Origin of the sequence: Streptomyces sp. MS19 (assembly GCF_047200595.1) — a bacterium.
Lineage (GTDB): Bacteria > Actinomycetota > Actinomycetes > Streptomycetales > Streptomycetaceae > Streptomyces.
Window position 1 is genome coordinate 60,915 of sequence record NZ_JBJZOH010000010.1, and the last position, 22,338, is coordinate 83,252.

The 22,338-nt window shown below is 72.9% G+C and carries 25 protein-coding genes and 1 pseudogene; 14 read left to right on the plus strand and 12 right to left on the minus strand.

Features of this window, described 5'->3' with window-relative positions; genetic code table 11:
- Window positions 1-83: 83 nt before the first annotated feature.
- Complete coding sequence (locus tag ACL02R_RS13040) at window positions 84-290, plus strand: SPOR domain-containing protein (protein WP_362967773.1); 207 nt, start codon at window positions 84-86, stop codon at window positions 288-290.
- Window positions 291-356: 66 nt separating this feature from the next.
- The gene (locus tag ACL02R_RS13045) at window positions 357-2,843 is read left to right on the plus strand and encodes a SpoIIE family protein phosphatase (RefSeq protein WP_412797035.1); all 2,487 of its coding nucleotides are present in this window, start codon (window positions 357-359) and stop codon (window positions 2,841-2,843) included.
- 64 nt (window positions 2,844-2,907) lie between these two features.
- Here ACL02R_RS13045 and ACL02R_RS13050 read toward each other — a convergent pair whose 3' ends face one another.
- Window positions 2,908-3,660, minus strand: a complete 753-nt coding sequence (locus tag ACL02R_RS13050) for a GntR family transcriptional regulator (RefSeq protein ID WP_412797036.1) — start codon at window positions 3,658-3,660, stop codon at window positions 2,908-2,910.
- A gap of 296 nt (window positions 3,661-3,956) precedes the next feature.
- Here ACL02R_RS13050 and ACL02R_RS13055 point away from each other — a divergent pair, with 296 nt between their 5' ends.
- Window positions 3,957-4,883, plus strand: coding sequence for a cation diffusion facilitator family transporter (locus ACL02R_RS13055; protein ID WP_412797037.1), 927 nt, complete (start codon window positions 3,957-3,959; stop codon window positions 4,881-4,883).
- Window positions 4,884-4,960: 77 nt separating this feature from the next.
- Here ACL02R_RS13055 and ACL02R_RS13060 read toward each other — a convergent pair whose 3' ends face one another.
- On the minus strand, window positions 4,961-6,550 hold the full coding sequence (locus ACL02R_RS13060) for a S8 family serine peptidase (RefSeq protein WP_412797038.1): 1,590 nt from the start codon (window positions 6,548-6,550) through the stop codon (window positions 4,961-4,963).
- Between the two features lie 300 nt (window positions 6,551-6,850).
- Window positions 6,851-7,168, minus strand: a complete 318-nt coding sequence (locus tag ACL02R_RS13065; protein ID WP_412797039.1) for a hypothetical protein — start codon at window positions 7,166-7,168, stop codon at window positions 6,851-6,853.
- A gap of 333 nt (window positions 7,169-7,501) precedes the next feature.
- On the opposite strand from ACL02R_RS13065, the pseudogene ACL02R_RS13070 reads away from it, so the two are divergent.
- Window positions 7,502-7,944: pseudogene (locus ACL02R_RS13070) on the plus strand (hypothetical protein).
- 17 nt (window positions 7,945-7,961) lie between these two features.
- Here ACL02R_RS13070 and ACL02R_RS13075 read toward each other — a convergent pair.
- Window positions 7,962-8,720, minus strand: a complete 759-nt coding sequence (locus tag ACL02R_RS13075) for a LysR substrate-binding domain-containing protein (RefSeq protein ID WP_412797040.1) — start codon at window positions 8,718-8,720, stop codon at window positions 7,962-7,964.
- Between the two features lie 58 nt (window positions 8,721-8,778).
- Here ACL02R_RS13075 and ACL02R_RS13080 point away from each other — a divergent pair, with 58 nt between their 5' ends.
- Together ACL02R_RS13080 and ACL02R_RS13085 are read left to right on the plus strand one after the other, a co-directional pair.
- Window positions 8,779-9,192 (plus strand): DUF5997 family protein, encoded by a 414-nt coding sequence (locus ACL02R_RS13080; RefSeq protein WP_412797041.1) that lies wholly within the window; start codon window positions 8,779-8,781, stop codon window positions 9,190-9,192.
- A 38-nt stretch (window positions 9,193-9,230) separates the two neighbouring features.
- Window positions 9,231-9,836, plus strand: coding sequence for a Uma2 family endonuclease (locus ACL02R_RS13085; protein ID WP_412797042.1), 606 nt, complete (start codon window positions 9,231-9,233; stop codon window positions 9,834-9,836).
- A 111-nt stretch (window positions 9,837-9,947) separates the two neighbouring features.
- On the opposite strand, the gene ACL02R_RS13090 is transcribed toward ACL02R_RS13085, so the two are convergent.
- Window positions 9,948-10,295: a TetR family transcriptional regulator C-terminal domain-containing protein gene (locus ACL02R_RS13090; protein WP_412797043.1), complete on the minus strand. Its 348-nt coding sequence runs from the start codon at window positions 10,293-10,295 to the stop codon at window positions 9,948-9,950.
- A gap of 361 nt (window positions 10,296-10,656) precedes the next feature.
- On the opposite strand from ACL02R_RS13090, the gene ACL02R_RS13095 reads away from it, so the two are divergent.
- Window positions 10,657-11,220, plus strand: a complete 564-nt coding sequence (locus tag ACL02R_RS13095) for a nuclear transport factor 2 family protein (protein ID WP_412797044.1) — start codon at window positions 10,657-10,659, stop codon at window positions 11,218-11,220.
- A 197-nt stretch (window positions 11,221-11,417) separates the two neighbouring features.
- On the opposite strand, the gene ACL02R_RS13100 is transcribed toward ACL02R_RS13095, so the two are convergent.
- The 3 genes from ACL02R_RS13100 to ychF form a co-directional block, all read right to left on the minus strand.
- The gene (locus ACL02R_RS13100) at window positions 11,418-11,885 is read right to left on the minus strand and encodes a hypothetical protein (RefSeq protein WP_412797045.1); all 468 of its coding nucleotides are present in this window, start codon (window positions 11,883-11,885) and stop codon (window positions 11,418-11,420) included.
- Window positions 11,882-12,472 carry an ArsR family transcriptional regulator gene (locus tag ACL02R_RS13105; RefSeq protein WP_412797046.1) on the minus strand — a complete coding sequence of 197 codons (591 nt, stop codon included), beginning with the start codon at window positions 12,470-12,472 and terminating at the stop codon, window positions 11,882-11,884. The genes ACL02R_RS13100 and ACL02R_RS13105 overlap by 4 nt, the downstream gene beginning before the upstream one ends.
- 188 nt (window positions 12,473-12,660) lie before the next feature.
- Window positions 12,661-13,749, minus strand: a complete 1,089-nt coding sequence (gene ychF / locus ACL02R_RS13110; RefSeq protein ID WP_412797047.1) for a redox-regulated ATPase YchF — start codon at window positions 13,747-13,749, stop codon at window positions 12,661-12,663.
- Window positions 13,750-14,010: 261 nt separating this feature from the next.
- Between ychF and ACL02R_RS13115 the strand changes: the two genes are divergently transcribed.
- Window positions 14,011-14,454 carry a DUF6542 domain-containing protein gene (locus tag ACL02R_RS13115; protein WP_412797048.1) on the plus strand — a complete coding sequence of 148 codons (444 nt, stop codon included), beginning with the start codon at window positions 14,011-14,013 and terminating at the stop codon, window positions 14,452-14,454.
- A gap of 10 nt (window positions 14,455-14,464) precedes the next feature.
- On the opposite strand, the gene ACL02R_RS13120 is transcribed toward ACL02R_RS13115, so the two are convergent.
- Window positions 14,465-15,457, minus strand: coding sequence for a 4-hydroxy-3-methylbut-2-enyl diphosphate reductase (locus ACL02R_RS13120; RefSeq protein ID WP_412797049.1), 993 nt, complete (start codon window positions 15,455-15,457; stop codon window positions 14,465-14,467).
- A gap of 76 nt (window positions 15,458-15,533) precedes the next feature.
- On the opposite strand from ACL02R_RS13120, the gene xseA reads away from it, so the two are divergent.
- The 3 genes from xseA (at window position 15,534) to ACL02R_RS13135 (ending at window position 17,791) form a co-directional block, all read left to right on the plus strand.
- Window positions 15,534-16,769 carry an exodeoxyribonuclease VII large subunit gene (gene xseA, locus ACL02R_RS13125; protein WP_412797050.1) on the plus strand — a complete coding sequence of 412 codons (1,236 nt, stop codon included), beginning with the start codon at window positions 15,534-15,536 and terminating at the stop codon, window positions 16,767-16,769.
- A 60-nt stretch (window positions 16,770-16,829) separates the two neighbouring features.
- On the plus strand, window positions 16,830-17,129 hold the full coding sequence (locus tag ACL02R_RS13130) for an exodeoxyribonuclease VII small subunit (protein WP_412797051.1): 300 nt from the start codon (window positions 16,830-16,832) through the stop codon (window positions 17,127-17,129).
- Between the two features lie 68 nt (window positions 17,130-17,197).
- A complete protein-coding gene (locus tag ACL02R_RS13135; protein WP_412797052.1) occupies window positions 17,198-17,791 on the plus strand; it encodes a malonic semialdehyde reductase in 594 nt (197 codons plus the stop codon).
- Window positions 17,792-17,854: 63 nt separating this feature from the next.
- Here the strand turns inward: ACL02R_RS13135 and ACL02R_RS13140 are convergent, their stop codons facing one another.
- On the minus strand, window positions 17,855-18,517 hold the full coding sequence (locus tag ACL02R_RS13140) for a DUF4245 domain-containing protein (RefSeq protein ID WP_412797053.1): 663 nt from the start codon (window positions 18,515-18,517) through the stop codon (window positions 17,855-17,857).
- A gap of 146 nt (window positions 18,518-18,663) precedes the next feature.
- Here ACL02R_RS13140 and glpX point away from each other — a divergent pair, with 146 nt between their 5' ends.
- Window positions 18,664-19,692 carry a class II fructose-bisphosphatase gene (gene glpX / locus ACL02R_RS13145; protein ID WP_412797054.1) on the plus strand — a complete coding sequence of 343 codons (1,029 nt, stop codon included), beginning with the start codon at window positions 18,664-18,666 and terminating at the stop codon, window positions 19,690-19,692.
- A 111-nt stretch (window positions 19,693-19,803) separates the two neighbouring features.
- On the opposite strand, the gene ACL02R_RS13150 is transcribed toward glpX, so the two are convergent.
- Both ACL02R_RS13150 and ACL02R_RS13155 read right to left on the minus strand, forming a co-directional pair.
- Complete coding sequence (locus ACL02R_RS13150; protein ID WP_412797055.1) at window positions 19,804-20,172, minus strand: WhiB family transcriptional regulator; 369 nt, start codon at window positions 20,170-20,172, stop codon at window positions 19,804-19,806.
- 184 nt (window positions 20,173-20,356) lie between these two features.
- Window positions 20,357-21,022 (minus strand): DUF1707 SHOCT-like domain-containing protein, encoded by a 666-nt coding sequence (locus ACL02R_RS13155; RefSeq protein ID WP_412797056.1) that lies wholly within the window; start codon window positions 21,020-21,022, stop codon window positions 20,357-20,359.
- A 99-nt stretch (window positions 21,023-21,121) separates the two neighbouring features.
- On the opposite strand from ACL02R_RS13155, the gene ACL02R_RS13160 reads away from it, so the two are divergent.
- Both ACL02R_RS13160 and ACL02R_RS13165 read left to right on the plus strand, forming a co-directional pair.
- The gene (locus tag ACL02R_RS13160) at window positions 21,122-22,087 is read left to right on the plus strand and encodes an SPFH domain-containing protein (protein WP_412797057.1); all 966 of its coding nucleotides are present in this window, start codon (window positions 21,122-21,124) and stop codon (window positions 22,085-22,087) included.
- A complete protein-coding gene (locus ACL02R_RS13165) occupies window positions 22,084-22,320 on the plus strand; it encodes a hypothetical protein (RefSeq protein WP_412797058.1) in 237 nt (78 codons plus the stop codon). The genes ACL02R_RS13160 and ACL02R_RS13165 overlap by 4 nt, the downstream gene beginning before the upstream one ends.
- The last annotated feature ends 18 nt before the right edge of the window (window positions 22,321-22,338 follow it).

Sequence of the window (22,338 nt, forward strand, 5' to 3'; positions counted from 1 at the left end):
GGGGACGCTCCGGCTGCCCAAAGCCCTGTTCGGTGGGTGAGGCGCTGGCGTATGGTCTGGCATATGCGGATGGGGGGTGATGAATGAACGCCGGCAATGCACAGCCCTGGCAGGTGGTCCGGCAGGACGAGGACGGCAGCAGGTACCGGATAGGGCACTGCGCCACCCGTGCCGAGGCCCAGCGCCTGATCCAGCGGCTCCTGCTGAACGCGGGGCCGCAGGCGGCGGACGCTCCGGCGCACTACGTCGTGGAGCGCGTCGATACGCCCGCGGACCGCATACCGCGCTGACCCGCCGCACCCTTGGCACAATCGGTCATGAGGGACAGAAGAACCCAAACCCGACAGGGGCCGGCGGTGTCTGTAGAACCAACCGAACCGAGCGGCCGTGACGAGGCCGTCACGGGACGGTCGGCCCGGTACTCCCTGCTGGACCTCCTGCCCGTGGGGACTGCCGCGCTGGACGCCCGCGGGACACTCCTGCTCTGGAGCCCGCCCGCCGGAGACATCCTCGGCTGGGGCGCCCACGAGGTCACCGGGCGCGCGTTCACCGCCTTCCTGCCGCCGGACCATCCCGCCGGGAACGGCACCGCACTCCTGCGGACCCTCCTCCGCGACGGCCACTGGCACGGCGTCCTGCCCCTGCGCCACCGCGACGGGCGCACCGTCGCGACCGCCGTCCTCGCCTGGCGGGTCATGGACGCGGACGGCACCCCCCGCGTCCTGGCCGAACTGGCCGAGGCCGCGCCGCTCGACGGGGCCGGACGCGATCTCGCCGCGCTGGACGCCCTGTTCACCGCGTCCCCGCTCGGCATCGCCCTCTTCGACACCGAGCAGCGCTACACGCGGGTCAACGACACGCTCTCCCGCCTGTACGGCATGCCCGCCGACGACCTGATCGGCCGTACCGTCAAGGAGGTGCTGCCCGCCCCCATGGGCCAGGAGCTCCACCGCATCCAGCGCGCCGTCCTGCGCACCGGCCAGCCCATCACCGACCTGGTCACGGCGTCCCCCGACGGCAAGGGCGCGCAGTCCGTCTCGTTCGGCCGGGTCACCGACCGCGCGGGACGCCCCCTCGGCGTCAGCTGCACCGTCCTGGACATCTCCGAGCGCCGCGTCGCCCTCGCCGACATCGAACGGACCCGCCAGCGCCTCGCACTGCTGGACGACGTCGGCACGACGCTCGGGGACCTCCTCGACGTCCGCCGCATCGGCCAGGCCCTGGCCCTCGCGCTCGTCCCGCGCTTCGCCGACTACGCGGGGGTGGAGCTGCTCGCCCCGGTCGCCACCGGCGGCGAGCCGCCCAGCGTCGGGGACGACGGCCAGGCCGAACTCGTCCAGGTCGGCATCGCCGCCAAGCGGCACGACTCGACCGTCGACCGGTGCCTGCGCGTCGGCGGCGAGGACGTCACGTTCCGCCCCGGCTCGGTCCTCGGCCCGGTCCTCACCTCGGGCACGCCCCACCTGGCCGAGACGCGCGAGCAGCTGCGGGCCGCCGTCGCCGGCGACGAGCCGATGGCGGAGGCCGTCGAACTGCTCGGCATCCACTCGATGCTCACGGTGCCGCTGCGCGCCCGCGGCACGGTCCTCGGGCTCCTCGTCGTCAGCCGCGCGGGGGAACGCGCCGCCTTCGACCGCGAGGACCTCGCGCTCACCCTCGAACTGGCGGGGCGCGCGGGCATCTCGCTGGACAACGCGCGGCTGTACATCCGCGAGCGCGAGGGCGCCCTCACCCTCCAGCGCAGCCTGCTCCCCCAGTCGTTCGCCGCCCAGCCAGGCGTCGAGGTCAGCCACCGCTACGTCCCCGGCAGCACCGGCGCCGAGGTGGGCGGCGACTGGTTCGACGCCATCCCGCTGACCGGCGGCCGGGTCGCGTTCGTCATCGGCGACGTCACCGGGCACGGGCTGCGCGCCGCCGCCCTGATGGGCCAGCTCCGCACCGCCGTCAGGACCCTCGCCGGGCTCGACCTGGCGCCGGGGCAGCTGCTGCGACGGCTCAACCAGCTCGGCCGCGACATCGCCCAGCGGCCCGACGACCCGGTGATGGCCACCTGCCTGTACGCGGTGTACGACCCGGCGACCGGCGTGCTCGTCCTCGCCAAGGCGGGGCACCTGCCGCCCGTGCTCGCCGGGACCGACCCCGCCACCGGCCGCTGGACCGCCCGCGTCCTCGACATGCCGTCCGGCGCGCCGCTCGGTGTGGACGGCGTGCCGTTCGAGGAGCTGCGCGTGGACGTCCCGCCCGGCAGCGTCCTCGCGCTCTACACGGACGGACTGGTCGAGACGCGGGGCGAGGACATCACCGACCGCGTGACCGGGCTGGCCGACCTGCTCGCCGGGTCCGCCGGGCGCGGCGCCCCGCTGGACGCCGTCTGCGACCGGGTCATCGACGAGCTGCGCCCGGCGGACGACGGGCACGACTCCGACGACCTCGCGCTGCTCCTCGCCAGGCTCTCCGTCCTGCCCGCGGACCGGGTGGAGAGCTTCCGGTTCGCGTCCGGTCCCGATGCCGTGGACGAGGCGCGGCGGCGCGTCCGCGCCACCCTCGCCGCCTGGGACCTCGCCGCGCTGGCCGACCGTGCGGAACGCCTGGTGGCCGAGCTGGTCGGGAAAGCGGTCGGCGCGCTCCGCGAGCCGGTCGCCCTGCGCATGGTGCACAGCACCACGCTCCTGGTCGAGGTCACCGACCCGTCCCCCGACCCGCTGCGGGAGACCGCGTCCGTGCTGGACGACGACGCGCGGCACGGGCTGCCGCTCGTCTCCGCCGAGGCCCACCGCTGGGGCACGCGCGAGGGGCCGATCGGCCGCAGCATCTGGTTCGAACTGTCCATCTCCGACCCCTGAGGTCCCCATCCCCGTCCCCTCCCCGATCCCGCACGGTCCCGCACGATCCCGCCGCCGCGCCCCCTCAGCGCACCGGCAGGTGGTAGGCGACGCGGAACCGGTCGGCGGGGACGACCACGTCGGCCGTCTCCACCGGCAGCCCGCCCGCCTGGTACGTCCTGCTGACGACCAGCACCGCGTGCCCCGGCAGCCCGCCGAGCTGCCGCGCCTCCTCGGCCAGGGCGGGCCGCGCGCCGACGTGCTCGACGACGTTGTCCACCGTGACGTCGATGGCGGCCATCCGCTCCACCACCCCGCGGCCCGCGAGCGGCCCGTGCTCCGGGAGCACGACCGGCGTGCGGCCGGTGAGCCGCAGCGGTTCCCATGACGTGGAGAGCATCACGGCCTCGGAGCCTGTCCTGAAGACGTACCGCGTCCGCATCACCGGGTCGCCCGCCTCCACGCGCAGGCGGGCGGCGATGGCGGGCGCGGCCTCCTCCCGCTCGCTGTCGCCCTCCCAGGTGCCGCGCACCCGTTCGTCCGTCTGTTCCTGGCGGAACGGCGTGCAGCCGCCGAGCGTCCTGAAGCCGCTGCGGCGGATCGCGCGCGGCACGGGCTGCTCCCGCACATAGGTCCCCGACCCGGAGCGGCCCTCCACCAGCCCCTCGGCCATGAGCACCTTCCTGGCCTCCAGCGCGACCGTGTCCGAGACGCCGTAGGCGGCGCGGATGGTGGCCTGCGACGGCAGCCTGGTGTGGGGCGGCAGCGTGCCGTCGGCGATCTGCGCTCTGAGGTCTTCCGCGACACGGAGGTACGCGGGCTTCTCACCCAACGGCACTGGCCCTCCCGGTGCTGTCGACCGCGGTGCTCGTCACCCGGTGCTGTTGACATGCTGTTGACTACCTGCAACAGCTTGACAACGCTCGGTTGCGATGCGCAAGAGACGGCCAGAGTTTCACCCGAAGTGATGACCACGGGCGGGACCACCCGCAGGCACCCCGCGGGCGCCCGGCCGGGACCGCCGGGGAGCGGCCCGCGACGGCCCCCTGTACCGGCCCTCTGACGGGGAAGCGGTACTGCAAGAATGTGCCGCGCCGCAGGGTGCGGAGACCGTCAAAAGGGGGACCCACAGACATGAGCGCGTCAGGTGGAACCAAGGCGATCGTCGCCGCGTTGGGCGCCAATCTCGCCATCGCCGTCAGCAAGTTCGTGGCCGCCGTCTTCAGTGGCTCGTCCTCGATGCTGGCGGAGGGCGTGCACTCGCTCGCCGACTCGGGCAACCAGGCACTGCTCCTCCTCGGCGGCAAGCGCGCCAAGCGCGCGGCCAGCGAGGAGCACCCCTTCGGGTACGGGCGCGAGCGCTACATCTACGCGTTCCTGGTCTCGATCGTGCTGTTCTCCGTCGGCGGCGTGTTCGCGCTCTACGAGGGCTTCGAGAAGATCAGGCACCCGCACGAGATCGAGCACTGGTACTGGCCGGTGGGCGTGCTGGTCTTCGCGATCATCGCCGAGAGCTTCTCGTTCCGCACCGCCATCAAGGAGTCGAACGAGACGCGCGGTTCGCAGTCGTGGGTCCAGTTCGTCCGCACGGCCAAGGCGCCGGAACTGCCCGTCGTGCTGCTGGAGGACCTCGGCGCGCTGGTCGGCCTCGTCCTGGCGCTCGGCGGCGTCTGCCTCGCGCTGGCGACCGGCGACGGCGTCTGGGACGGCGCCGGCACGCTGTGCATCGGCGTCCTGCTGATCGTCATCGCCCTCGTCCTGGCCGCCGAGACGAAGTCGCTGCTGCTCGGCGAGGCCGCGGGCAAGGGCGCGGTCGTCCGTATCCGCGCGGCCGTCGTGGACGGCGAGACCGTCACCCAGGTCATCCACATGCGCACGCTGCACCTGGGCCCCGACGAACTGCTGGTCGCCGCGAAGATAGCGGTCGAGAGCGGGGACGACGCGGCCACCGTCGCGCGGGCGATCGACGCCGCCGAGGCACGCATCCGGGCGGCCGAACCGACCGCCCGCGTCATCTACCTGGAGCCGGACATCCTGCGGCGGCCCGCCCCGGCGGAGTGACGCGGGCGGGATGACGCGTACGGCGCCGGCCGGCCCTCGGCGGAGGACGGACCGGCGCCGTCACGCGTCCGGTGCGCTCAGAACTGGAGCGACCAGGAGTCGATCAGGCCCTGGTCCAGGCTGGCGTTGTCCGTCACCTGGAGGGTCCAGGTGCCGTCCGCGTCCACCCCGTTCCCGTTCAGGTTGTAGGTGGCGTCGATGTCGTCGGCCGAGCCGCCCGACTGGTCGCGCAGCAGGACGGTGTCACCCGCGGGGGTGACCAGCTCCACGGTCAGGTCGCCGACCCAGGTGTGCTGGATGTGGATCTCCACCTGGTAGATGCCGCTGAGCGTCCCGACGCCGGAGACGGCGAGCGGGGACGACACGGTGCTGTTGTCGACGATCGCGACGTTCGTGTCGCTGGTGAACTTCGGACCGGTCGGCAGCTCGGGGCCGCCGCCGCCCTCGCCGCCGATGTGCAACAGCGCGTTGGCGGTGTCGGCCGGGATGCCGGACAGCTGGTTCCACACGGCGGTGTCGACCAGCTCGTCCTCCACCTCGGCGGGGGTGGCGTCCGGGTTCTCGGCCAGGAAGAGCGCGGCGGCGCCGGCGACGTGCGGGGTCGCCATGGACGTGCCGGAGATGGTGTCCTCGTCGGTGTCGCTCCCGTTCCAGGCCGACGTGATGCCGCTGCCGGGCGCGAAGAGGTCCACGACGCCGCCGACGTTCGAGAAGTACGAGATGGCGTCGGTCGAGTCGCTGGCGCCGACCGTGATGGCGTCGGCGACGCGGGCGGGCGAGTAGCCGCTCGCGTCGTCGCCGTAGTCGTTGCCCGCGGCCACGGCGTAGACGACACCGGCGTCGATCGAGTTCTCGACCGCCTCGTCCAGGACCTCGTCGGCGCCGCCGCCCAGGCTCATGTTGGCCACGGCCGGGCCGTCGAGGTCCGCCACGTCGCCCGTGACCCAGTCGATGCCGGCGACGACCGACTCGGTGGTGCCCGAGCCGTTGTCGTCCAGGACGCGGACGGAGACGATCTCCGCCTCCTTGGCGACGCCGTAGTCCGCCCCCGCGACGGTGCCGGCGACGTGCGTGCCGTGCCCGTAGCCGTCGAGGCCGTCGCCGCCGAAGGCGTCGAAGCCGACGCGCGCGCGGCCCTCGAAGTCCTCGTGCGTCACGCGCACACCGGTGTCGATGATGTACGCCGTGACGCCCTCACCGGCCGAGTCCGGGTAGGTGTAGCTGCCGTCGAGCGGCAGGCTGGGCTGGTCGATCCGGTCCAGGCCCCAGGACGGCGGGTCCGTCTGGGTCGCGTCGGCGTGGTAGACGCTGTTCTGGACGACGCGCTCGACCGCCGGGTCGGCGGCCAGTTCCAGCGCGTCGGCTTCGCTCAGTTCGGCGGCGAAGCCGTTGAGGGCGTGGGTGTAGACGCTCGTCACCTTCGCGTCGTGCCGGTCGGCGAGCGACTCGGCGCGCGCGGAGGACGCGGAGAAGCCGCCGTCCTTCAGGACGACGATGTAGCTGCCGGGCACGGTGTCCGCCGCACCGGCGTTCGCGATCACCGCCCGCGGCCCGTCCGCGGCCTGTGCTGTCACCGGCATCAGCGCTCCGGCGCCGAGGGCCAGCAGCGCGGCGGTGGCCACGCTCGTCCTGGTCCGCGGCAGGCCGGGGAATCGCATCACTGCCATCGAGGGGTTCCTCCTCATCGGTGGTGCGCCAAAACCCAAGGGAGGGCAGCGCACGGTCACCGATGCACCATGGCATGGCCATGACATATCCATGACCGTGGGGGGCTGCCAGATGGAATGATGCGATCACGTACAGGAGTTGACAAGACCTACGCGAGTAGCGACACACGGCGGACATCTTCGTGAAATCAAGGCGACGATCCTTCGCGCAGGTCACGGCCGTGTCACGGTGGTCAGGTGAGGGGATGTTACGTTTTCCACCACACGACCGGCACACCCCACCCGGCGCGCGGTACCCCGTCAGCCGCCCAGCGCCTCCCCGACCGTGACGGCGAGCGGCGTGGCGGGACGGCCGAGGAGCGCGCTCAGGTCGCCCGTCGTCCGGGACAAGGCACCGCGCGCGATCTGCACGTCCGCGTCGACGATCAGCTCGACGGCCGGGCCCGGCAGCCCCGCCCGGTCGAGCACCCGCCGGTACTCGTCCGCCGGCAGGTCCGTGCAGGCGACCGGCCTGCCCGACCGCGCGGCGGTGTAGCCGGGGTGGCCCTCGGCGACGAGGCGGCGCGCGGTCCCGTACCCGAGCCCCTTGTTCGCTCCCGTGACGACTGTGCCGGTCATGCGGTCGAGCATGCGCCGCGCCGCGCGCGCCCTCCAGGAACGCCTCGTCCTGGGAACGCGGGTACCAGGCTGTCCGCCGCCCCTGTTGGGACGACGGACATATGGACGACGCCTCGGGCGAGCTGGCGGCGGTCCTCCGCGTAGGGCGCGAACGCCTGGCCCCCCGGGCCGCCGACCCGCCCGCGAACACCTCCCGCCGCACGAGCGGCCCGCGCCACGCTCGCCCGCGCGCTCCAGCTCAGCACCACCGAGCAGGAGCACCTCTTCCGGCCGGCGGGCCACGCCACCGGTACGGGCCGTAGCAGCCGCCTGGTCCCCGCGGGCATCAGGCGGTTGGCGGAGCGCACGCCGGACCGCCCCGTCGCCGTCTTCGATGCGATGTGGACCCTGCTGCTCCGGAACCCGGTGTGGGCGGCCCTGATGTCCGCCCCCTCCCGCCCGCGCGAGGCGGAACGCAACGTGCTGTGGCTCCACTTCGACGGCCTCACCGACTGCCACGTCCGCGCGACGCGGGCCGCTACCCGGACGACCCGGAGCTGCGGCGGCTCGTCGCGCGGCTGGGCGAGGAGAGCGCGCCGTTCAGGGAGCTGTGGCGGCGGCACGAGATCGCGGAGCACGGGCCGACCGTGAAGAGCGTCGGGCGCCTCGACCCGGACTGCGACGTCCTCACCACGCAGCGCGGCGACCTGCGGATCGTCCTGTACTCGGCGGAGCCCGGCAGCGAGTCGGAGGGCAAGCTCGCGCTGCCGGCCGCGATCGGGACGCAGCGCCTGTGACGTGCCGGGCGGGCGCGTCAGCCCTTGCGGCGGGGCTTCCCGCGCCGGGCGCCCGCCTTCTTCGCGGCGGCCTGGGGGCGGGGCTTGGCCTTCGCCTTGGCCTTGGCCTTGGCCTTGGCCTTCGCGGTGGGCTTCGCCTTCGGCTCGGGCGGCGTCGCGGGGCGCCCGCGCGTGCTGTTCACCGTCCTGCCGCGCACGATGCCGATGAACTGCTCCACCAGGTCCGTCGTCCCGTCCTCCCGCCAGGACAGCGCGACGCGCGACGCGGGCACGTCGTCGCCGGTGAGCGGCCGGTACGTGAGGTCCTTGCGGTGGTGCAGCCGGGCCAGCGACATGGGGACGACGAGCAGCCCCACGCCCGCCGCGACCAGCTCGACGGCGTCCCCCGTCGTGGCGGGCCGCTCGACCGCCGGGCGGCCGGGCGGGCGTTCCCATGCGAGAACGTCGTCCAAGGGGTGGAACACGACCTCGTCGGCCAGGTCGTCCGACGTGACCTCGTCGGCGGCGGTCACGACATGGTCCTTGGGCACGACGACGACCGTCGTCTCCGTGTACAGGGGGATGGCGCTGAGGTCGGTCCGGTCGGCCGGCAGCCGCAGGAGCCCGGCGTCCGCGCCACGTCCGCGCAGCAGCCCGGCGGCGTCGGCGGCGGGCACGGGCACGAGTGCGAGCGGCACCCCGGGGAGCCGCTCCTGCCAGATGCGCACCCATTTGCCCGGCGTCGCCCCCGGGACGTAGGCGAGCCTGAACGAGGGCGGGGTGTCCGAGCCTGTCACCCGGCCAGGTTACCGGGCGTGTCCCGGGCACCCCGACACGCTCGTTACGCTTGACACCATGACGCCGCACAGGACCAGCCAGACGATGAAGCCCGCCACCGCGGCGAAGAAGCTGGAGGTCTACCTCAAGGCCACTCCGGCCGAGTTCCAGGAGGGTACCGTCTCGCGCGACGAGCTGGACGCCCTCCGGTCCGACCCACCCGCCTGGCTGCGCGACCTGCGGCGCAACGGCCCGCACCCGCGCTCCGTCGTCGCCGCCCGGCTCGGCGTGTCCATCTCGGGCCTCGCGCGCGGCGGCGTCACCGAGGCGCTGACGACCCAGGAGATCGAGGAACTGCGGGCGGAGAACCCGGAGTGGCTCCAGCGGGAGCGCGCCACACAGGCGGAGGTCCAGAAGGAGGCGCTCCGCCTCAAGGAGAAGAACGCCACCCCCGCCAAGCCGGCCAGGCCCACCTCCCGCAAGCGCCCCTGACCCCGCTGCGGACAGCTGTCCGCACCTATGGTGGAGCCATGACCGCACTGCCCGACTGGATGCGCCCGCCACGCGCGGAAGGCTGGTTCGCGGAGGACCTGGACCGCCTCCCCGAGGCACCGCGCCACACGGAATTGATCGATGGAGCCCTCGTCTTCATGATGTCCCCCCAACGGTCCTGGCACGGCCGTCTCGTCACCGGGCTGACGACGGCGCTCGTGGCGGTGGCGCCTGCCGGTGTCGAGATCGAGCGGGAGATGACCATCCGCCTCGACGCGCGCAACCGTCCCGAGCCGGACCTTCTGGCGACGACCGCGCCGTACGACCCGGACCGCACCTGGTTCGCGCCCGAGGACATCCGGCTCGTCGTCGAGGTGGTCTCGCCCGAGTCCGCCCACCGCGACCGCACCGTGAAGCTGCGCAAGTACGCGGAAGCGGGCATCCCGCACTACTGGTGCGTCGAGGACGAGGACGGCTCCCCCGCGGTGCACGTGTACGAACTCGACGGCCCCACCGGCGCGTACGCGCCCGCGGGCATCTTCCGAGGCGCCCTGCACCGCCCCGTACCGTTCGACATCACGCTGGACCTCACCCGCCTCGTCCCACCGCGCGAGAACCTCCACGACGACGCGGCCGGGAACTGAGCACCAGGCGCCCTCCGGCGACCGTCGCCATAGCGAGGTGACCGGCGCACGCCGCGCATCCAGCACAGGTAGTACGTCAGCGGCTCCGGCTTGCCGGCACCGGCGAGCCGATCACGTGGTGGAAAGAGAGCGGGCCACCATGGCGCGGTCGTATCCGGCGCCCAGATGACCGATCGCGACGTCCAGCGCGGCGGCCAGGTGCCGCGACGAGCCCGTGACCGCCGTCATGGCCACGCCGCCCTGCACGGCCGAGATGATCGCCGAGGCCGATCGCTCCGTGTCCACCCCAGGAGGTACGGCGCCCTCGGCCTGCATCACGCCGATCCCCTCGGTCAGATGGGTGTGCCACTGCGCAAGGAGCTGCCGGACCAGCGCGAGGGCCCCGGGCGTGGTCGGCGCGAGGTCGTTGACCAGGACACGCAGCGGGCAGTCGTTCCCCTCCGCACCTGGTCCCGCCACCGCACCCAGCCTTCCCAGTCGGTCAGCGGCGGCATGCGCAACCGGAGGGCGGAGACGGCGCGTTCCGCCTCGTGCCGGGCGACCGCGGTCAGCAGTTCGTCCTTGCCACCGGGGAAGCAGCGGAACAGCTGGCTCTTGCTCGCCCCGGACGCATCGCGCAGATCGTCGAGCGTGGCGTCGGCCACTCCGAGCGAGAGCAGCGCCTCCGCCGCACCCGCCACGATACGGGCCCTGGTGGCCTCACCCTTGCGCGTCGTCCCGTTCGGCATGCCACGCCCCTCAGCCCAAAGCAAACTCGCCGGTCCATTCTGCTCCGTCGATCCTCGGTGGCGACCGTTCCCGACACCGGAGGCGACACCCGGTGAGGACCGACCCCTCAGCCGACGCCACCATGCCACGCGCCCTGACAGAACTGCTGGACAAGCAGGCGATACACGAACTGATCCACGCCTACGCCAACGCGGCCGACCGGCGCGACCACGCCAGGATGCGGCAGCTCTACCACCCCGACGCGATCGACGAGCACGGGCGGTTCTCGGCCGGACCGGCGAGGGACTTCATCGACCGCCTCCCGCAGATGCAGGCGGACATGCTGATCCTCCAGCACCACATCACCACCGTGAACCTCAAGCTGGACGGCGACCGCGCCGAGGGCGAGGTGTACGTCATCGCCTTCCACAAGATCGACGACGGGCAGGGCGGGGTCGACATGCTCGTGCACGGCCGCTACCTCGACAAGTACGAGAAACGCGGCGGTGTGTGGAAGTTCAGCCACCGCGTCATCGTGGCCGACTGGCTCTACCCGGCCGAGCCCTCACGCGTGGACCTCGACCACCCTTTCCTCGCCGGAGCCCACATAGGCCACCCGGGCCCCGACGACCCCTCCTACGCCTTCTTCACCTTCCTGCGCCGCGGCCACCGCTGACCCCACCCGCCCCAGCACTCCCGGCGTGCGCGCAGCGAGGCGCTGTCAGCTCATCCGCTCAGACGTTGAAGCGGAACGCGCGGTGCAGGGCTCTGCACTGCGGAGATGTGGTTCTGCGGGGTTCAAGTCAGCACAGGATCAGCACGGGAGAACAAGGTCGATGCTCCCGGCCCGCGACCGAGTCGGCGGATCGGAGTTCAGTAACGCGGCATGTTCGTAATTGCCTTTCCCGCAAGGTCGATGAGCGCCTCCACCTTCGCCAAGTCGCCAGCGACCTCGTCCGGCGTCACAGCGGGAGCCTCCGACGACCGGTACTCGACTTCGTTGCGCCGGGCTCGCATGCGGTGGAAAGGGCGCAGCATGGACCCGAGCGGGGGGTCGAGCTGCGCCCGCACGGCCTCATAGATGACGGTATGGCCACCACGACTGGTCGCACGCAGCCCCTGGTTCTGCAATACCGCGGCCAACGCTCGGCGCGCGGCGTCATAGGCCAGCGTGTACGCACCCTCCGGGTCTCCGGACGCCAACTGCCGCGCGGAGCCGACATGGGTTCGCGCCCGAACCAGTTCCGCTTCGGCGGCCTCCAGGGAGGCGGGGACTCGTTCGAGTCCGCCACTGGCGATGAGCGCGTCAACAGTCGACCGCCCTTGATTCCAGCGCGTCATTGCACCTCCACGTCAAGGTTCAGCTGTACCAGCGGACGTTCGCGAACGCTGGTGAGGAATGGATCGCCCGTAGGGGCCTCCCACGCCTTGGCGGAGACCCGATGCACATTGACCTCACGGCGCAAGCGCCGCGACGCTTCCTCGGCAAGGTCGAAGAGCGCGTCGGCATCGGGGGCACCCACAACGAGGACATCCACATCAGCAGGCGGCAGCCCGGACTCACCGCTGTACCGAGCGGCCCACGAGCCATAGATATAGGCGCGCTCCACGCCTTCGAGTCCGGCGAGCGCATCGGTGAGCACGGACACAGGGCCGAAGGAGACGGACATGAGCTCACTCAGCGGACGGTACAGCGGAGTATCCGTACGGGCCTTGACGAGGCGACTACGTCCCACTCGCCGATCCATCAGGATGCCACCACCGACCAACCGGTCGACCTCTCGGAGAACAGCGGTGGGCGTCACGCCGACCTCGGCCGCGAGCTCCGTGATGCTGTACTCGCGGTCCGGGTGCAGGAGTACCAAGGCGAGGAGCTCGCCCTGCGTACGAGACCGGAGGATGGGGAGCAGACTCGGTGACACTTTCATTGGGCGCAGGATATCAAGCGCCCAATGAAAGTAACAATCCGCATTTACTTGATCACTCAACACTTACGGACATCTGTCGCGGAGCACCCCCAGGTCAGCACCAAGTCAGCACGGAACGCAGGAGGGGGTCGGGCTCGACAGAGTCCGACCCCCTCCGACCTGCACGCTTGACGAAACCATCTGACCGACTACACGTTGAAGCGGAATTCCACCACGTCGCCGTCGCGCATCACGTAGTCCTTGCCCTCCATGCGGGCCTTGCCGCGGGCGCGGGCCTCGGTGGTGGAGCCGGCTTCGATCAGGTCGGTGAAGGAGATGACCTCCGCCTTGATGAAGCCCTTCTGGAAGTCGGTGTGGATCACCCCGGCCGCCTCGGGAGCGGTGGCGCCCTGTTCGATGGTCCAGGCGCGCGTCTCCTTCGGGCCCGCCGTCAGGTAGGTCTGGAGGCCGAGGGTGCGGAAGCCCGCGTGGGCGAGGGTGGCGAGGCCGGGTTCGGTCTGGCCGACGGTGGCGAGCAGTTCGAGCGCCTCGTCCTCGTCCAGTTCGGCGAGGTCGGCCTCCAGCTTCGCGTTGAGGAAGATGGCCTCGGCCGGGGCGACGAGGGCGGCCTGCTCGGCCTTGAACGCGTCGTCGGTCAGTTCGTCCTCGTCCACGTTGAAGACGTAGAGGAACGGCTTGACCGTCAGCAGGTGCAGCTCGTGCAGCGGCTCGGCGCGCTCGGTGCCCTGGGCGATGCCGGCGGCGAAGAGCGTGCGGCCCTCCTCCAGGATCGCCTGGGCCTCCTCGACGGCCTTGACCTGCGGCTGCTTGTCCTTCTTCACCCGGGCCTCCTTCTGGAGGCGCGGCAGGACCTTCTCGATGGTCTGGAGGTCGGCCAGGATCAGCTCGGTGTCGATGGTCTCGATGTCGCTCTTCGGGGAGACCTTGCCGTCCACGTGCACGACGTTCTCGTCCTTGAACGCGCGGATGACCTGGCAGATCGCGTCCGACTCACGGATGTGGTGCAGGAACTTGTTGCCCAGGCCCTCGCCCTCGCTGGCGCCGCGCACGATGCCCGCGATGTCCACGAAATCGACGTGCGCCGGGACGATCCGCTCGGAGCCGAACACCTCGGCGAGCCGCGCCAGCCGCGGGTCGGGGACGCCGACGACACCGATGTTCGGCTCGATCGTGGCGAACGGGTAGTTGGCCGCCAGCACGTCGTTCTTGGTCAGGGCGTTGAACAGCGTGGACTTGCCGACATTCGGCAGGCCGACGATACCGATCGTGAGCGACACGTGAGACTTCCCGGAGCGAGGTCGTGGGTCCGCCGGACGGCGGAAGGGCCGAGGACCCAGTCTACGGGCGCGGAACGGGGCGGCGGCCGGGCGGCGTGCGTACCGTCCGACGGGCAGCCAGGAGGACAGTCATACGGCGTGCACGCGTGTCCATCACCCCCCACCCGGGGCCCGGCGGCTTACCTTGACCCCGTGGAACACTCTACGCACACAGCTCATCACCCTCGGCACACGAATGCCGCGGCCCGGGTGCGGACACGGGTGCCCCGGCCGGCCGGGGCCGTACGGGCCAGGCCCCAGCCGGGCCGGCCCGCCCGCAGGCTCCCGCGTCCCCGGCTGACCGGCCTGGGCTGCGGCGTGCTGACCACCCTGGCGATGGTGGGGTCGGCGTGGTTCTGCGAGCTGCTGGGCGGGGTCCCGACGCTCTACGGCGTGCTGTTCGTCGTGACGGGGACCGCCGCGGCGGTGTGGGTGCGGCCCGCCGACCTCGTGTTCGCGCCGGTGGCGGCGCCGATCGCGTTCGCGGCGGGGCTGTTCACCACGGGCGGCCCGCTGGACGCCGTCACGCAGCTGGCGCTCCAGGCGCCGTGGGTCTTCGCGGGCACGGCCGTGGCCGGGGCGATCGCCCTCGTCCGCAAGCTGCTGCTGCTCCTCGGCCGCAGGCTGCGCGACCGCCGCCGGGCGGCCGAGGGGCGCGGGATCTGAGCGCGGCGGCTCAGCGGGCGGCGGTCTTGGCGGCGGCGGCCTCGGCGCGCAGGTCGCGGCGCAGTTCCTTCGGCAGCGAGAACTGGATGTGCTCCTGCATCGGCTGCACGATCTGCACGTCCGCCCAGCCCCGCGCCGACAGCCACTCCAGCACGCCGTCCACCAGCACCTCGGGCACGGACGCGCCGGAGGACAGGCCGACGGTCGTCACGCCGTCGAGCCAGGCCTCGTCGATCTCCTCGGCGCCGTCCACGAGGTACGCGGCGTCCGCGCCCGCGCCGAGGGCGACCTCGACCATGCGGGCCGAGTTGGAGGAGTTCTTCGAGCCGACGACGAGGACGAGTTCCGCGTCCGCCGCGACCTGCTTGATGGCGGTCTGCCGGTTCTGCGTGGCGTAGCAGATGTCGTCGCTCGGCGGGTCGATCAGCTGGGGGAAGCGGTCCTTGAGCGCGGCGACGGTCTCCATCGTCTCGTCCACCGACAGTGTGGTCTGGGAGAGCCAGACGACCTTCTCCGGGTCGCGGACCTCAAGACCCGCCACGTCGCCAGGGCCGTCCACCAGGGTGATGTGCTCGGGGGCCTCGCCGCTGGTGCCGATGACCTCCTCGTGCCCGTCGTGGCCGATGAGGAGGATGTCGTAGTCCTCCCTGGCGAACCGGACGGCCTCCTTGTGGACCTTGGTGACGAGCGGGCAGGTCGCGTCGATGGTGGCGAGCCGCCCGCGTTCCGCCTCGCGGTGCACCTCGGGGGCGACGCCGTGGGCGGAGAAGATGACGATCTCGCCCTCGGGGACCTCGGCCGTCTCCTCGACGAAGACGGCGCCCTTCTGTTCGAGGGTGCGCACGACGTACTTGTTGTGCACGATCTCGTGGCGGACGTAGACGGGGGGTCCGTACTGCTCCAGCGCGCGTTCGACCGCGATGACGGCACGGTCCACTCCCGCGCAGTATCCGCGGGGGGCGGCGAGCAGGACGCGGCGCTTGGTCTCGGTCGGGTCGGCCATGCGTTCATCGTACGGGGGCGGGCGGCCGGCCGGGGAACGGACCGCGTTGTCAGTGGCGGGCGTTAGCGTTGCGCGCATGGCTGTCACGACGTCCGCAGAGGCACCGATCCCGGTCGGGGAGGTGTCGCGGCTCATCGGTGGGTGGATCGACCGGCTCGGCGCGGTGTGGGTCGAGGGGCAGATCACGCAGCTCACGCGGCGTCCGGGGGCGGGGGTGGTGTTCCTGACGCTGCGCGACCCGGCGCGGGACGTGTCGCTGCGGGTGACGTGCTACCGCGCCGTGTTCGACCAGGTGTCCGATGTGGTGCGGGAGGGGGCGCGGGTCGTCGTCTTCGGGAAGCCGTCGTGGTACGCGGCGCGGGGCGACCTGTCGCTGCGGGCGACGGAGATCCGGGCCGTGGGGATGGGCGAGCTGCTGGTCCGTCTCGAACGGCTGAAGCGCGAGCTGGCGGCCGAGGGGCTGTTCGCCGCCGACCGGAAGCGGCGGCTGCCGTTCCTGCCCGGCTGCGTGGGGCTGGTGACGGGCCGCGCGTCGGCCGCCGAGCGCGACGTGCTGGAGAACGCGCGGCTGCGCTGGCCCGCCGTCCGCTTCGCGGTGCGGAACGTGGCGGTGCAGGGCGTCCACGCGGTGTCCCAGGTCGTGGCGGCGGTGCGCGAGCTGGACGCCGATCCCGGGGTGGACGTGATCGTGGTGGCGCGGGGCGGCGGCAGCGTGGAGGACCTGCTGCCGTTCTCCGACGAGGAGTTGGTGCGGGCGGTCGCCGCGTGCGGGACGCCGGTGGTCTCGGCGATCGGGCACGAGCCGGACGCGCCGCTGCTTGACCTGGTGGCCGACCTGCGCGCCTCGACGCCCACGGACGCGGCGAAGCGGGTGGTGCCCGACGTGCGGGAGGAGCTGACGCGGATAGGGCAGCTGCGGGACCGGGCGCGGCGGTGCGTCGAGGCGCGGCTCGACCGGGAGGAGCGGGGGCTCGCGGGCATCCGCAGCCGTCCGGCGCTGGCGGAGCCGTACGGGCTGGTGGAGGGGCGCGGGGCGGAGCTGGCGGATCTGCTCGGGCGCTCCCGGCGTGCGCTGGGCCATCTGCTGGACCGCGCGCGGGCGGACGTGGAGCACACGAGGGCGCGCGTCGTGGCGCTCTCGCCGGCGGCGACGCTGCGGCGGGGGTACGCGGTGCTCCAGCGGGCGGACGGCGCGGCCGTGCGGTCCCCCGACGAGGTGGCGGCCGGGGACGGGCTGCGGGCCCGGGTGGCGGACGGGACGTTCCGGGTGACGGTGAGCGGGGACGGGCGGGACGGGACGGAAGGGAGCTGAGGGCGGCGTGGGTGTGATGTGTGACGGGTGGCCCGTGGGGCCGGACATAGGGTGGCTGGCATGACGGAAGCGGGGACCGGTCCCGGCGCAGCGCTGGGCTACGAGCAGGCGCGCGACGAGCTGATCGACGTGGTGCGCCGGCTGGAGACGGGCGGCGCGACGCTGGAGGAGTCGCTCGCGCTGTGGGAGCGGGGCGAGGAGCTGGCGCGGATCTGCGGTCAGTGGCTTGAGGGCGCGCGGGCGCGGCTGGACGCGGCGCTGGCGGCCGGTGACGAGGACGGTGACGGCGGTGACGGCGGTGACGGCGGTGACGGCGCCGAGCCGGTGGGCGGTGCGCGGGGCGCCGACGGGGAGGAATAGCATCGCGGCCGAACAAGTTGACCGGTCAATTTCCGCCGGTCGGCCGCGATCGTGAAAGGCACTCCCCGATGGCTCTCAGCCTCGACACCGAAGCCCAGGACCTGCTGTTCCACCAGGCGCACACGGCCCGCGCGTTCACCGGGGAGCCGGTGACCGACGAACAGGTGAGGGCGGTCTACGACCTGATCAAGTACGCGCCGACGGCGTTCAACATCTCGCCGCTGCGTGTGACGGTCGTCCGCAGTCCCGAGGGGAAGGCGAGGCTGCTCCCGCACCTGACGGAGGGCAACCGCGTCCACACGGCGCCCGCCCCGGCCACGGCGATCCTCTCCGCCGACCTGAACTTCCACGAGAAGCTGCCGACGCTCTTCCCGGTCAAGCCGACGCTGGCGCGGGACGTGTACGGCGACCCCGGCGTGCGCGAGGCGGACGCGCGGCTGAACGCGTCCCTCCAGATCGGCTACTTCGTGCTCGGTGTGCGGGCGGCGGGGCTGGCGGCCGGTCCGATGAGCGGCTTCGACCGCGCCGGTGTGGACAAGGAGTTCTTCCCCGACGGGCGGCAGCGGTCGCTGGTGCTGGTGAACATAGGCCGGCCCGCCGAGACCGCCTACCGACCGCGCCAGCCAAGGCTGGACGCCGCCGAGGCCGTCAGCTTCCTGTGAACCCTGTGAGTCCTGTGAGGTGAGCGGCGCGGGACCGGTGGGACGCGCCCGCCGGTCCCGTCGTCAGGCGGCCCGGCCGGGCTCGGGGGCGAGCGCCTCGGTCAGCCCCGTGAGGCCGTCGAGCGGCGCGGTGCCCATCACGACCGTGGTGTCCTCGGGGCCGACGCGGACCAGCGCGTCGTACTTCGGCCCCTCGTAGCGCGCCCACGTGTCACCGGCGACCTCGACGGTCTCGCCGGTGGCCGTCGCGCCGACGGTGACGGAGGACACGAACGCGTCCTCGTTGCCCTCCACCGGCACCGCCTGGGTGAGCGCGACGTACTCGTCGGACGGGTCCATGAAGCCGAGGCGCCAGGTCGGGCCGAACTCGCCCTGCGGGTCGTAGCGCACCGCCGTCGCCCGCCAGTCCTCGTCCAGGCCGCGCGGGACGAGCAGGTCGTAGGGCGCCGCGCGGGCCGCGGTGGCGGCGGCGACGTCGTACTCGACGGTGCGGACCGGGTCGCGCGACTCGTCGTGCGGGATGACGAGCCAGAAGCCGAACGCGCCGACGCAGATCAGCGCCATGGACAGCACCATGTTGCGGAAACTCTGGAGGCGCAGGCGGTGCGCCCGCCCGCCGCCCGGCCGTCCGCCGGGCGGCGCGGGGGCCGTTCCGTCCGCGCTCCCCGACGGGGTCTCCGCCGCGGCGTCCGGCGCGGGGCTCTCACTCGACACTTCGCTCGCCACACAGCCATCGTCGCGCACGCCGGGGCGGAGCCCGCACCCGCCCCCGGTCTCGCTCAAACGACGGTTGCCCCGCTCATCTGAAGGGCATGCGGCTAGAGTCGGAGCACCCTCCCCGCGCCGCCCGGCGCAGAAAGGCGCGTCCTCAGATGCCCGATCACCTTCCGCCTCCCCTCGACGTCGCCCCCGCGGCGCCCGACCGCAACCTCGCGCTGGAACTCGTCCGCGTCACCGAGGCCGGGGCGATGGCGTCCGGCCGCTGGGTGGGGCGCGGCGACAAGAACGGCGCGGACGGCGCCGCCGTCCGCGCGATGCGCGCGCTCGTCTCGACCGTCTCGATGAACGGCGTCGTGGTCATCGGCGAGGGCGAGAAGGACGAGGCGCCGATGCTCTGGAACGGCGAACGCGTCGGCGACGGCACGGGCCCGGAGTGCGACGTGGCCGTGGACCCGGTGGACGGGACGACGCTGACCGCCAAGGGCATGGCGAACGCCGTGTCGGTGCTGGCGGTGGCCGAGCGCGGCGCGATGTTCGACCCCAGCGCGGTCTTCTACATGGACAAGCTGGCGACCGGCCCCGAGGCGGCCGAGTTCGTGGACATCGACGCGCCGCCCGAGGTGAACATCCGCCGGGTCGCCAAGGCCAAGGGCGGGAAGCCGGAGGACGTGACCGTCGTCATCCTCGACCGGCCGCGCCACGGCGACCTGGTGCGCCGCGTGCGGGAGAGCGGGGCGCGCATCAAGTTCATCGCGGACGGGGACGTCGCCGGGGCCATCATGAGCGTGCGCGACCACACCGGCGTCGATCTGCTGCTCGGCATCGGCGGCACGCCCGAGGGCATCATCGCGGCGTGCGCGATCAAGTGCCTGGGCGGCACGATCCAGGGCAAGCTGTGGCCCAAGGACGAGGCCGAGCGCCGCGCCGCCCTGGACGCGGGGCACGACCTCGACCGGGTGCTGCACACGGACGACCTGGTCGGCGGCGAGAACGTGTTCTTCGTCGCGACCGGGGTGACGGACGGGGAGTTGCTGCGCGGGGTGCGCTACCGCGCCGAGACGGCGACGACGCAGTCGCTGGTGATGCGGTCGCGTTCCGGCACGATCCGTCAGATCGACTCCACGCACCGGCTGAGCAAGCTGCGGGCGTACAGCGCCGTGGACTTCGACCGCGCCGGCTGACGGGTCGTCCGGCGGGTCGGGAAGGGGAGCCGGCGGGGCGGGCGGTGGGTTGGGGGGCGGCCGCCCCGCTCGGCGGCGTCCGGCTCGCTCAGGCGGCGCGCGGCGGGCCGTTCACGCGATGCGCGGGATGTCGGCCGCGCGGCCGCCGGGCGCGGCCGTGTCCCGGCGGCGCCTGCGGCTGAGCACGACGCGGCGCTCGGCCGCCGTGAGCCCGCCCCAGACGCCGTAGGGCTCCGGCTGGAGGAGGGCGTGCTCCCGGCATTCGAGCAGGACCGGGCAGCGGGCGCACACGGACTTGGCCGCCTGTTCGCGCGACAGCCGGGCGGCGGTGGGCTCCTGGGACGGCGCGAAGAACAGGCCGGCCTCGTCGCGCCGGCACGCGGCCTCCGAGTGCCAGGGGCCGCCCAGGTCTCTCGTACTGCGCTGGGCGGGGGCTGCTGGGGACCACTGGGACTCATGTGGCGGTGACGATTGCAGCACGGTCAACTCCTGACGACGGCTACGGGGGTCGCTCCTGGCTGGTGGACCCTCACCCGTCCTGGGGGACGCCGCGCTTGCCCTTCCCACCATGCGGCCATACGAGTGACGGTCCCCCGAGCCCTACCCGCTGTGCGCACGCTTATGCACGGAGCGACAACGCGGCCCGCCGTATCAGCCGTACCGGTCAGTCCTTGCGCAGGTCCTTGACGCGCCGGCCGTCCACCGGCTTCGCCTCCACGCCGCCCATCACGGCGAAGCCCTTGACGACGATCACGGGCGCGTCAGGGTCCGCCGCCTCGGTCTCGCGGACCTCGAAACCGCCCATGAAGCCGCTGCCCTCGCAGCGCAGCGAGACGTTGTCCGGCACCCGTATCTCGATGCCGCCCAGGACCGCGACCGCGTTGACCACCACCTGGCGCTGCTCGAACAGGGCCTCGGTGAAGTCGAGTTCGATGCCGCCGAGGACGGCCACCGCGTTGATGGTCCCGCCGACGCGCCACCGCCCGTGCCGGGTCGAACCGCTGAGGACGGCCACGACGTTGCGCGTCCCGGCGGACGCGCCGCCCGGCGCGGGGCGTACCTCGGGCGCGGGCCTGGCGGCGTGGTCCGCGGGGGGTGTGAACGCCTGCCCCTCCGGCAGGTCGCGGATCAGCGGCTCCAGTTCGGCGACGGTCTTGGCCGCGTAGACGGCGTCGACGCGCTCGGAGTGCTCCTCGGCGTCCAGGCGTCCGTCGCTCAGGGCCTGGGCGAGGATCTCGGCCACCCGGTCCCGCTCGGCGTCGGAGGCGCGGACCGGCGGGGGCGGCGGTTCTTTGCCCAGCGGTACCGCGGGCGGATTCTCGGCTGTCACGGGCGACAGCCTAGCGACTCGCGATACATCGCGACCACCCCCTTGAGGTAAAGTGCTAGCAGATTGCTAGACCATCGGACCGACCGGAACGGGGACCCCATGACCGACGGCACACCCACACAGCCCACCCGCGCCACCACGGGCGGCGCCGACCTGCCGGCGATGCCGGCGCCGGGCGTACGCGAGTTCCCCGCGCACAGCGTGCCCGGCGGCCTCGCGCTGCTGCTCACGTTCCTCGGCCTCCTCGCCGGGCTCGGCGGCGCCGCGTACGGCATCGCCCTCGCCGACGACGGGTCCGCCGGCGCCGGGGCCGCCCTGATCGCCGGCGGCCTCCTGCTCGCGCTGGCCTGCATCGTCCTGATGACGGGACTGAACATGGTCGCCCCCGGCGAGGCACGCGTCGTGCAGTTCTTCGGCCGCTACACCGGCACCATCCGCAAGGACGGCCTGCGCTGGGTCAACCCGCTGACGACCCGCGGCAAGATCTCCACCCGCGTCCGCAACCACGAGACCAACGTCCTCAAGGTCAACGACGCGTACGGCAACCCGATCGAGCTGGCCGCCGTCGTCGTCTGGCAGGTCGAGGACACGGCGCAGGCGTCGTTCGAGGTGGACGACTTCGTCGAGTTCGTCAGCGTCCAGACCGAGTCCGCCGTCCGGCACATCGCGCTCGACTACCCGTACGACGCGCACGGCGAGGACGAGCTGTCGCTGCGCGGCAACGCCGAGGAGATCACCGACAAGCTGGCCGTCGAGCTGACCGCGCGCGTCGCCGCCGCGGGCGTGCGGATCATCGAGTCACGCTTCACCCACCTCGCGTACGCCCCCGAGATCGCCTCCGCGATGCTCCAGCGCCAGCAGGCGGGCGCGGTCGTCGCGGCGCGCAAGACGATCGTCGAGGGCGCGTGCAGCATGGTGGAGGACGCCGTGTCGCGCATCGCGGAGATGGACGACATCACACTGGACGAGGAACGCCGGGCCGCGATGGTCTCCAACCTGCTCGTCGTCCTGTGCGGCGACCGCTCCCCCCAGCCCGTGCTGAACACCGGGACGCTGTACCAGTGACCGCACCGCCGCCGCCCCCGCGCAGGCAGGTCCTGCTCCGGCTCGACCCCGCCGTCCACGACGCGCTCGCGCGGTGGGCGGCCGCCGAGCTGCGCAGCACCAACGCGCAGATCGACTACCTCCTGCGGCAGGCGCTCCTGGCCGCGGGGCGCCTCCCGGACGACACCTCGCCCGCCCGGCGGCGCGGCCGGCCGCGCCGCCGGGACGCGCCGGGCGGCGATTCCCCCGCCTGAACCGCGGCGCGCGCGACA

Excerpts from the sequence above, each read along its gene's own strand:
- ACL02R_RS13105 (WP_412797046.1), bottom strand. The coding sequence starts at position 12,472 with ATGAAAGTGTCACCGAGTCTGCTCCCCATCCTCCGGTCTCGTACGCAG.
- ACL02R_RS13085 (WP_412797042.1), top strand. The coding sequence starts at position 9,231 with ATGACCGCACTGCCCGACTGGATGCGCCCGCCACGCGCGGAAGGCTGG.
- ACL02R_RS13080 (WP_412797041.1), top strand. The coding sequence starts at position 8,779 with ATGACGCCGCACAGGACCAGCCAGACGATGAAGCCCGCCACCGCGGCG.
- ACL02R_RS13065 (WP_412797039.1), bottom strand. The coding sequence starts at position 7,168 with ATGACCGGCACAGTCGTCACGGGAGCGAACAAGGGGCTCGGGTACGGG.
- ACL02R_RS13135 (WP_412797052.1), top strand. The coding sequence starts at position 17,198 with ATGGCTCTCAGCCTCGACACCGAAGCCCAGGACCTGCTGTTCCACCAG.
- ACL02R_RS13130 (WP_412797051.1), top strand. The coding sequence starts at position 16,830 with ATGACGGAAGCGGGGACCGGTCCCGGCGCAGCGCTGGGCTACGAGCAG.
- ACL02R_RS13100 (WP_412797045.1), bottom strand. The coding sequence starts at position 11,885 with ATGACGCGCTGGAATCAAGGGCGGTCGACTGTTGACGCGCTCATCGCC.
- ACL02R_RS13040 (WP_362967773.1), top strand. The coding sequence starts at position 84 with ATGAACGCCGGCAATGCACAGCCCTGGCAGGTGGTCCGGCAGGACGAG.
- ACL02R_RS13060 (WP_412797038.1), bottom strand. The coding sequence starts at position 6,550 with ATGGCAGTGATGCGATTCCCCGGCCTGCCGCGGACCAGGACGAGCGTG.
- glpX (WP_412797054.1), top strand. The coding sequence starts at position 18,664 with ATGCCCGATCACCTTCCGCCTCCCCTCGACGTCGCCCCCGCGGCGCCC.
- xseA (WP_412797050.1), top strand. The coding sequence starts at position 15,534 with ATGGCTGTCACGACGTCCGCAGAGGCACCGATCCCGGTCGGGGAGGTG.
- ACL02R_RS13120 (WP_412797049.1), bottom strand. The coding sequence starts at position 15,457 with ATGGCCGACCCGACCGAGACCAAGCGCCGCGTCCTGCTCGCCGCCCCC.
- ACL02R_RS13055 (WP_412797037.1), top strand. The coding sequence starts at position 3,957 with ATGAGCGCGTCAGGTGGAACCAAGGCGATCGTCGCCGCGTTGGGCGCC.
- ACL02R_RS13160 (WP_412797057.1), top strand. The coding sequence starts at position 21,122 with ATGACCGACGGCACACCCACACAGCCCACCCGCGCCACCACGGGCGGC.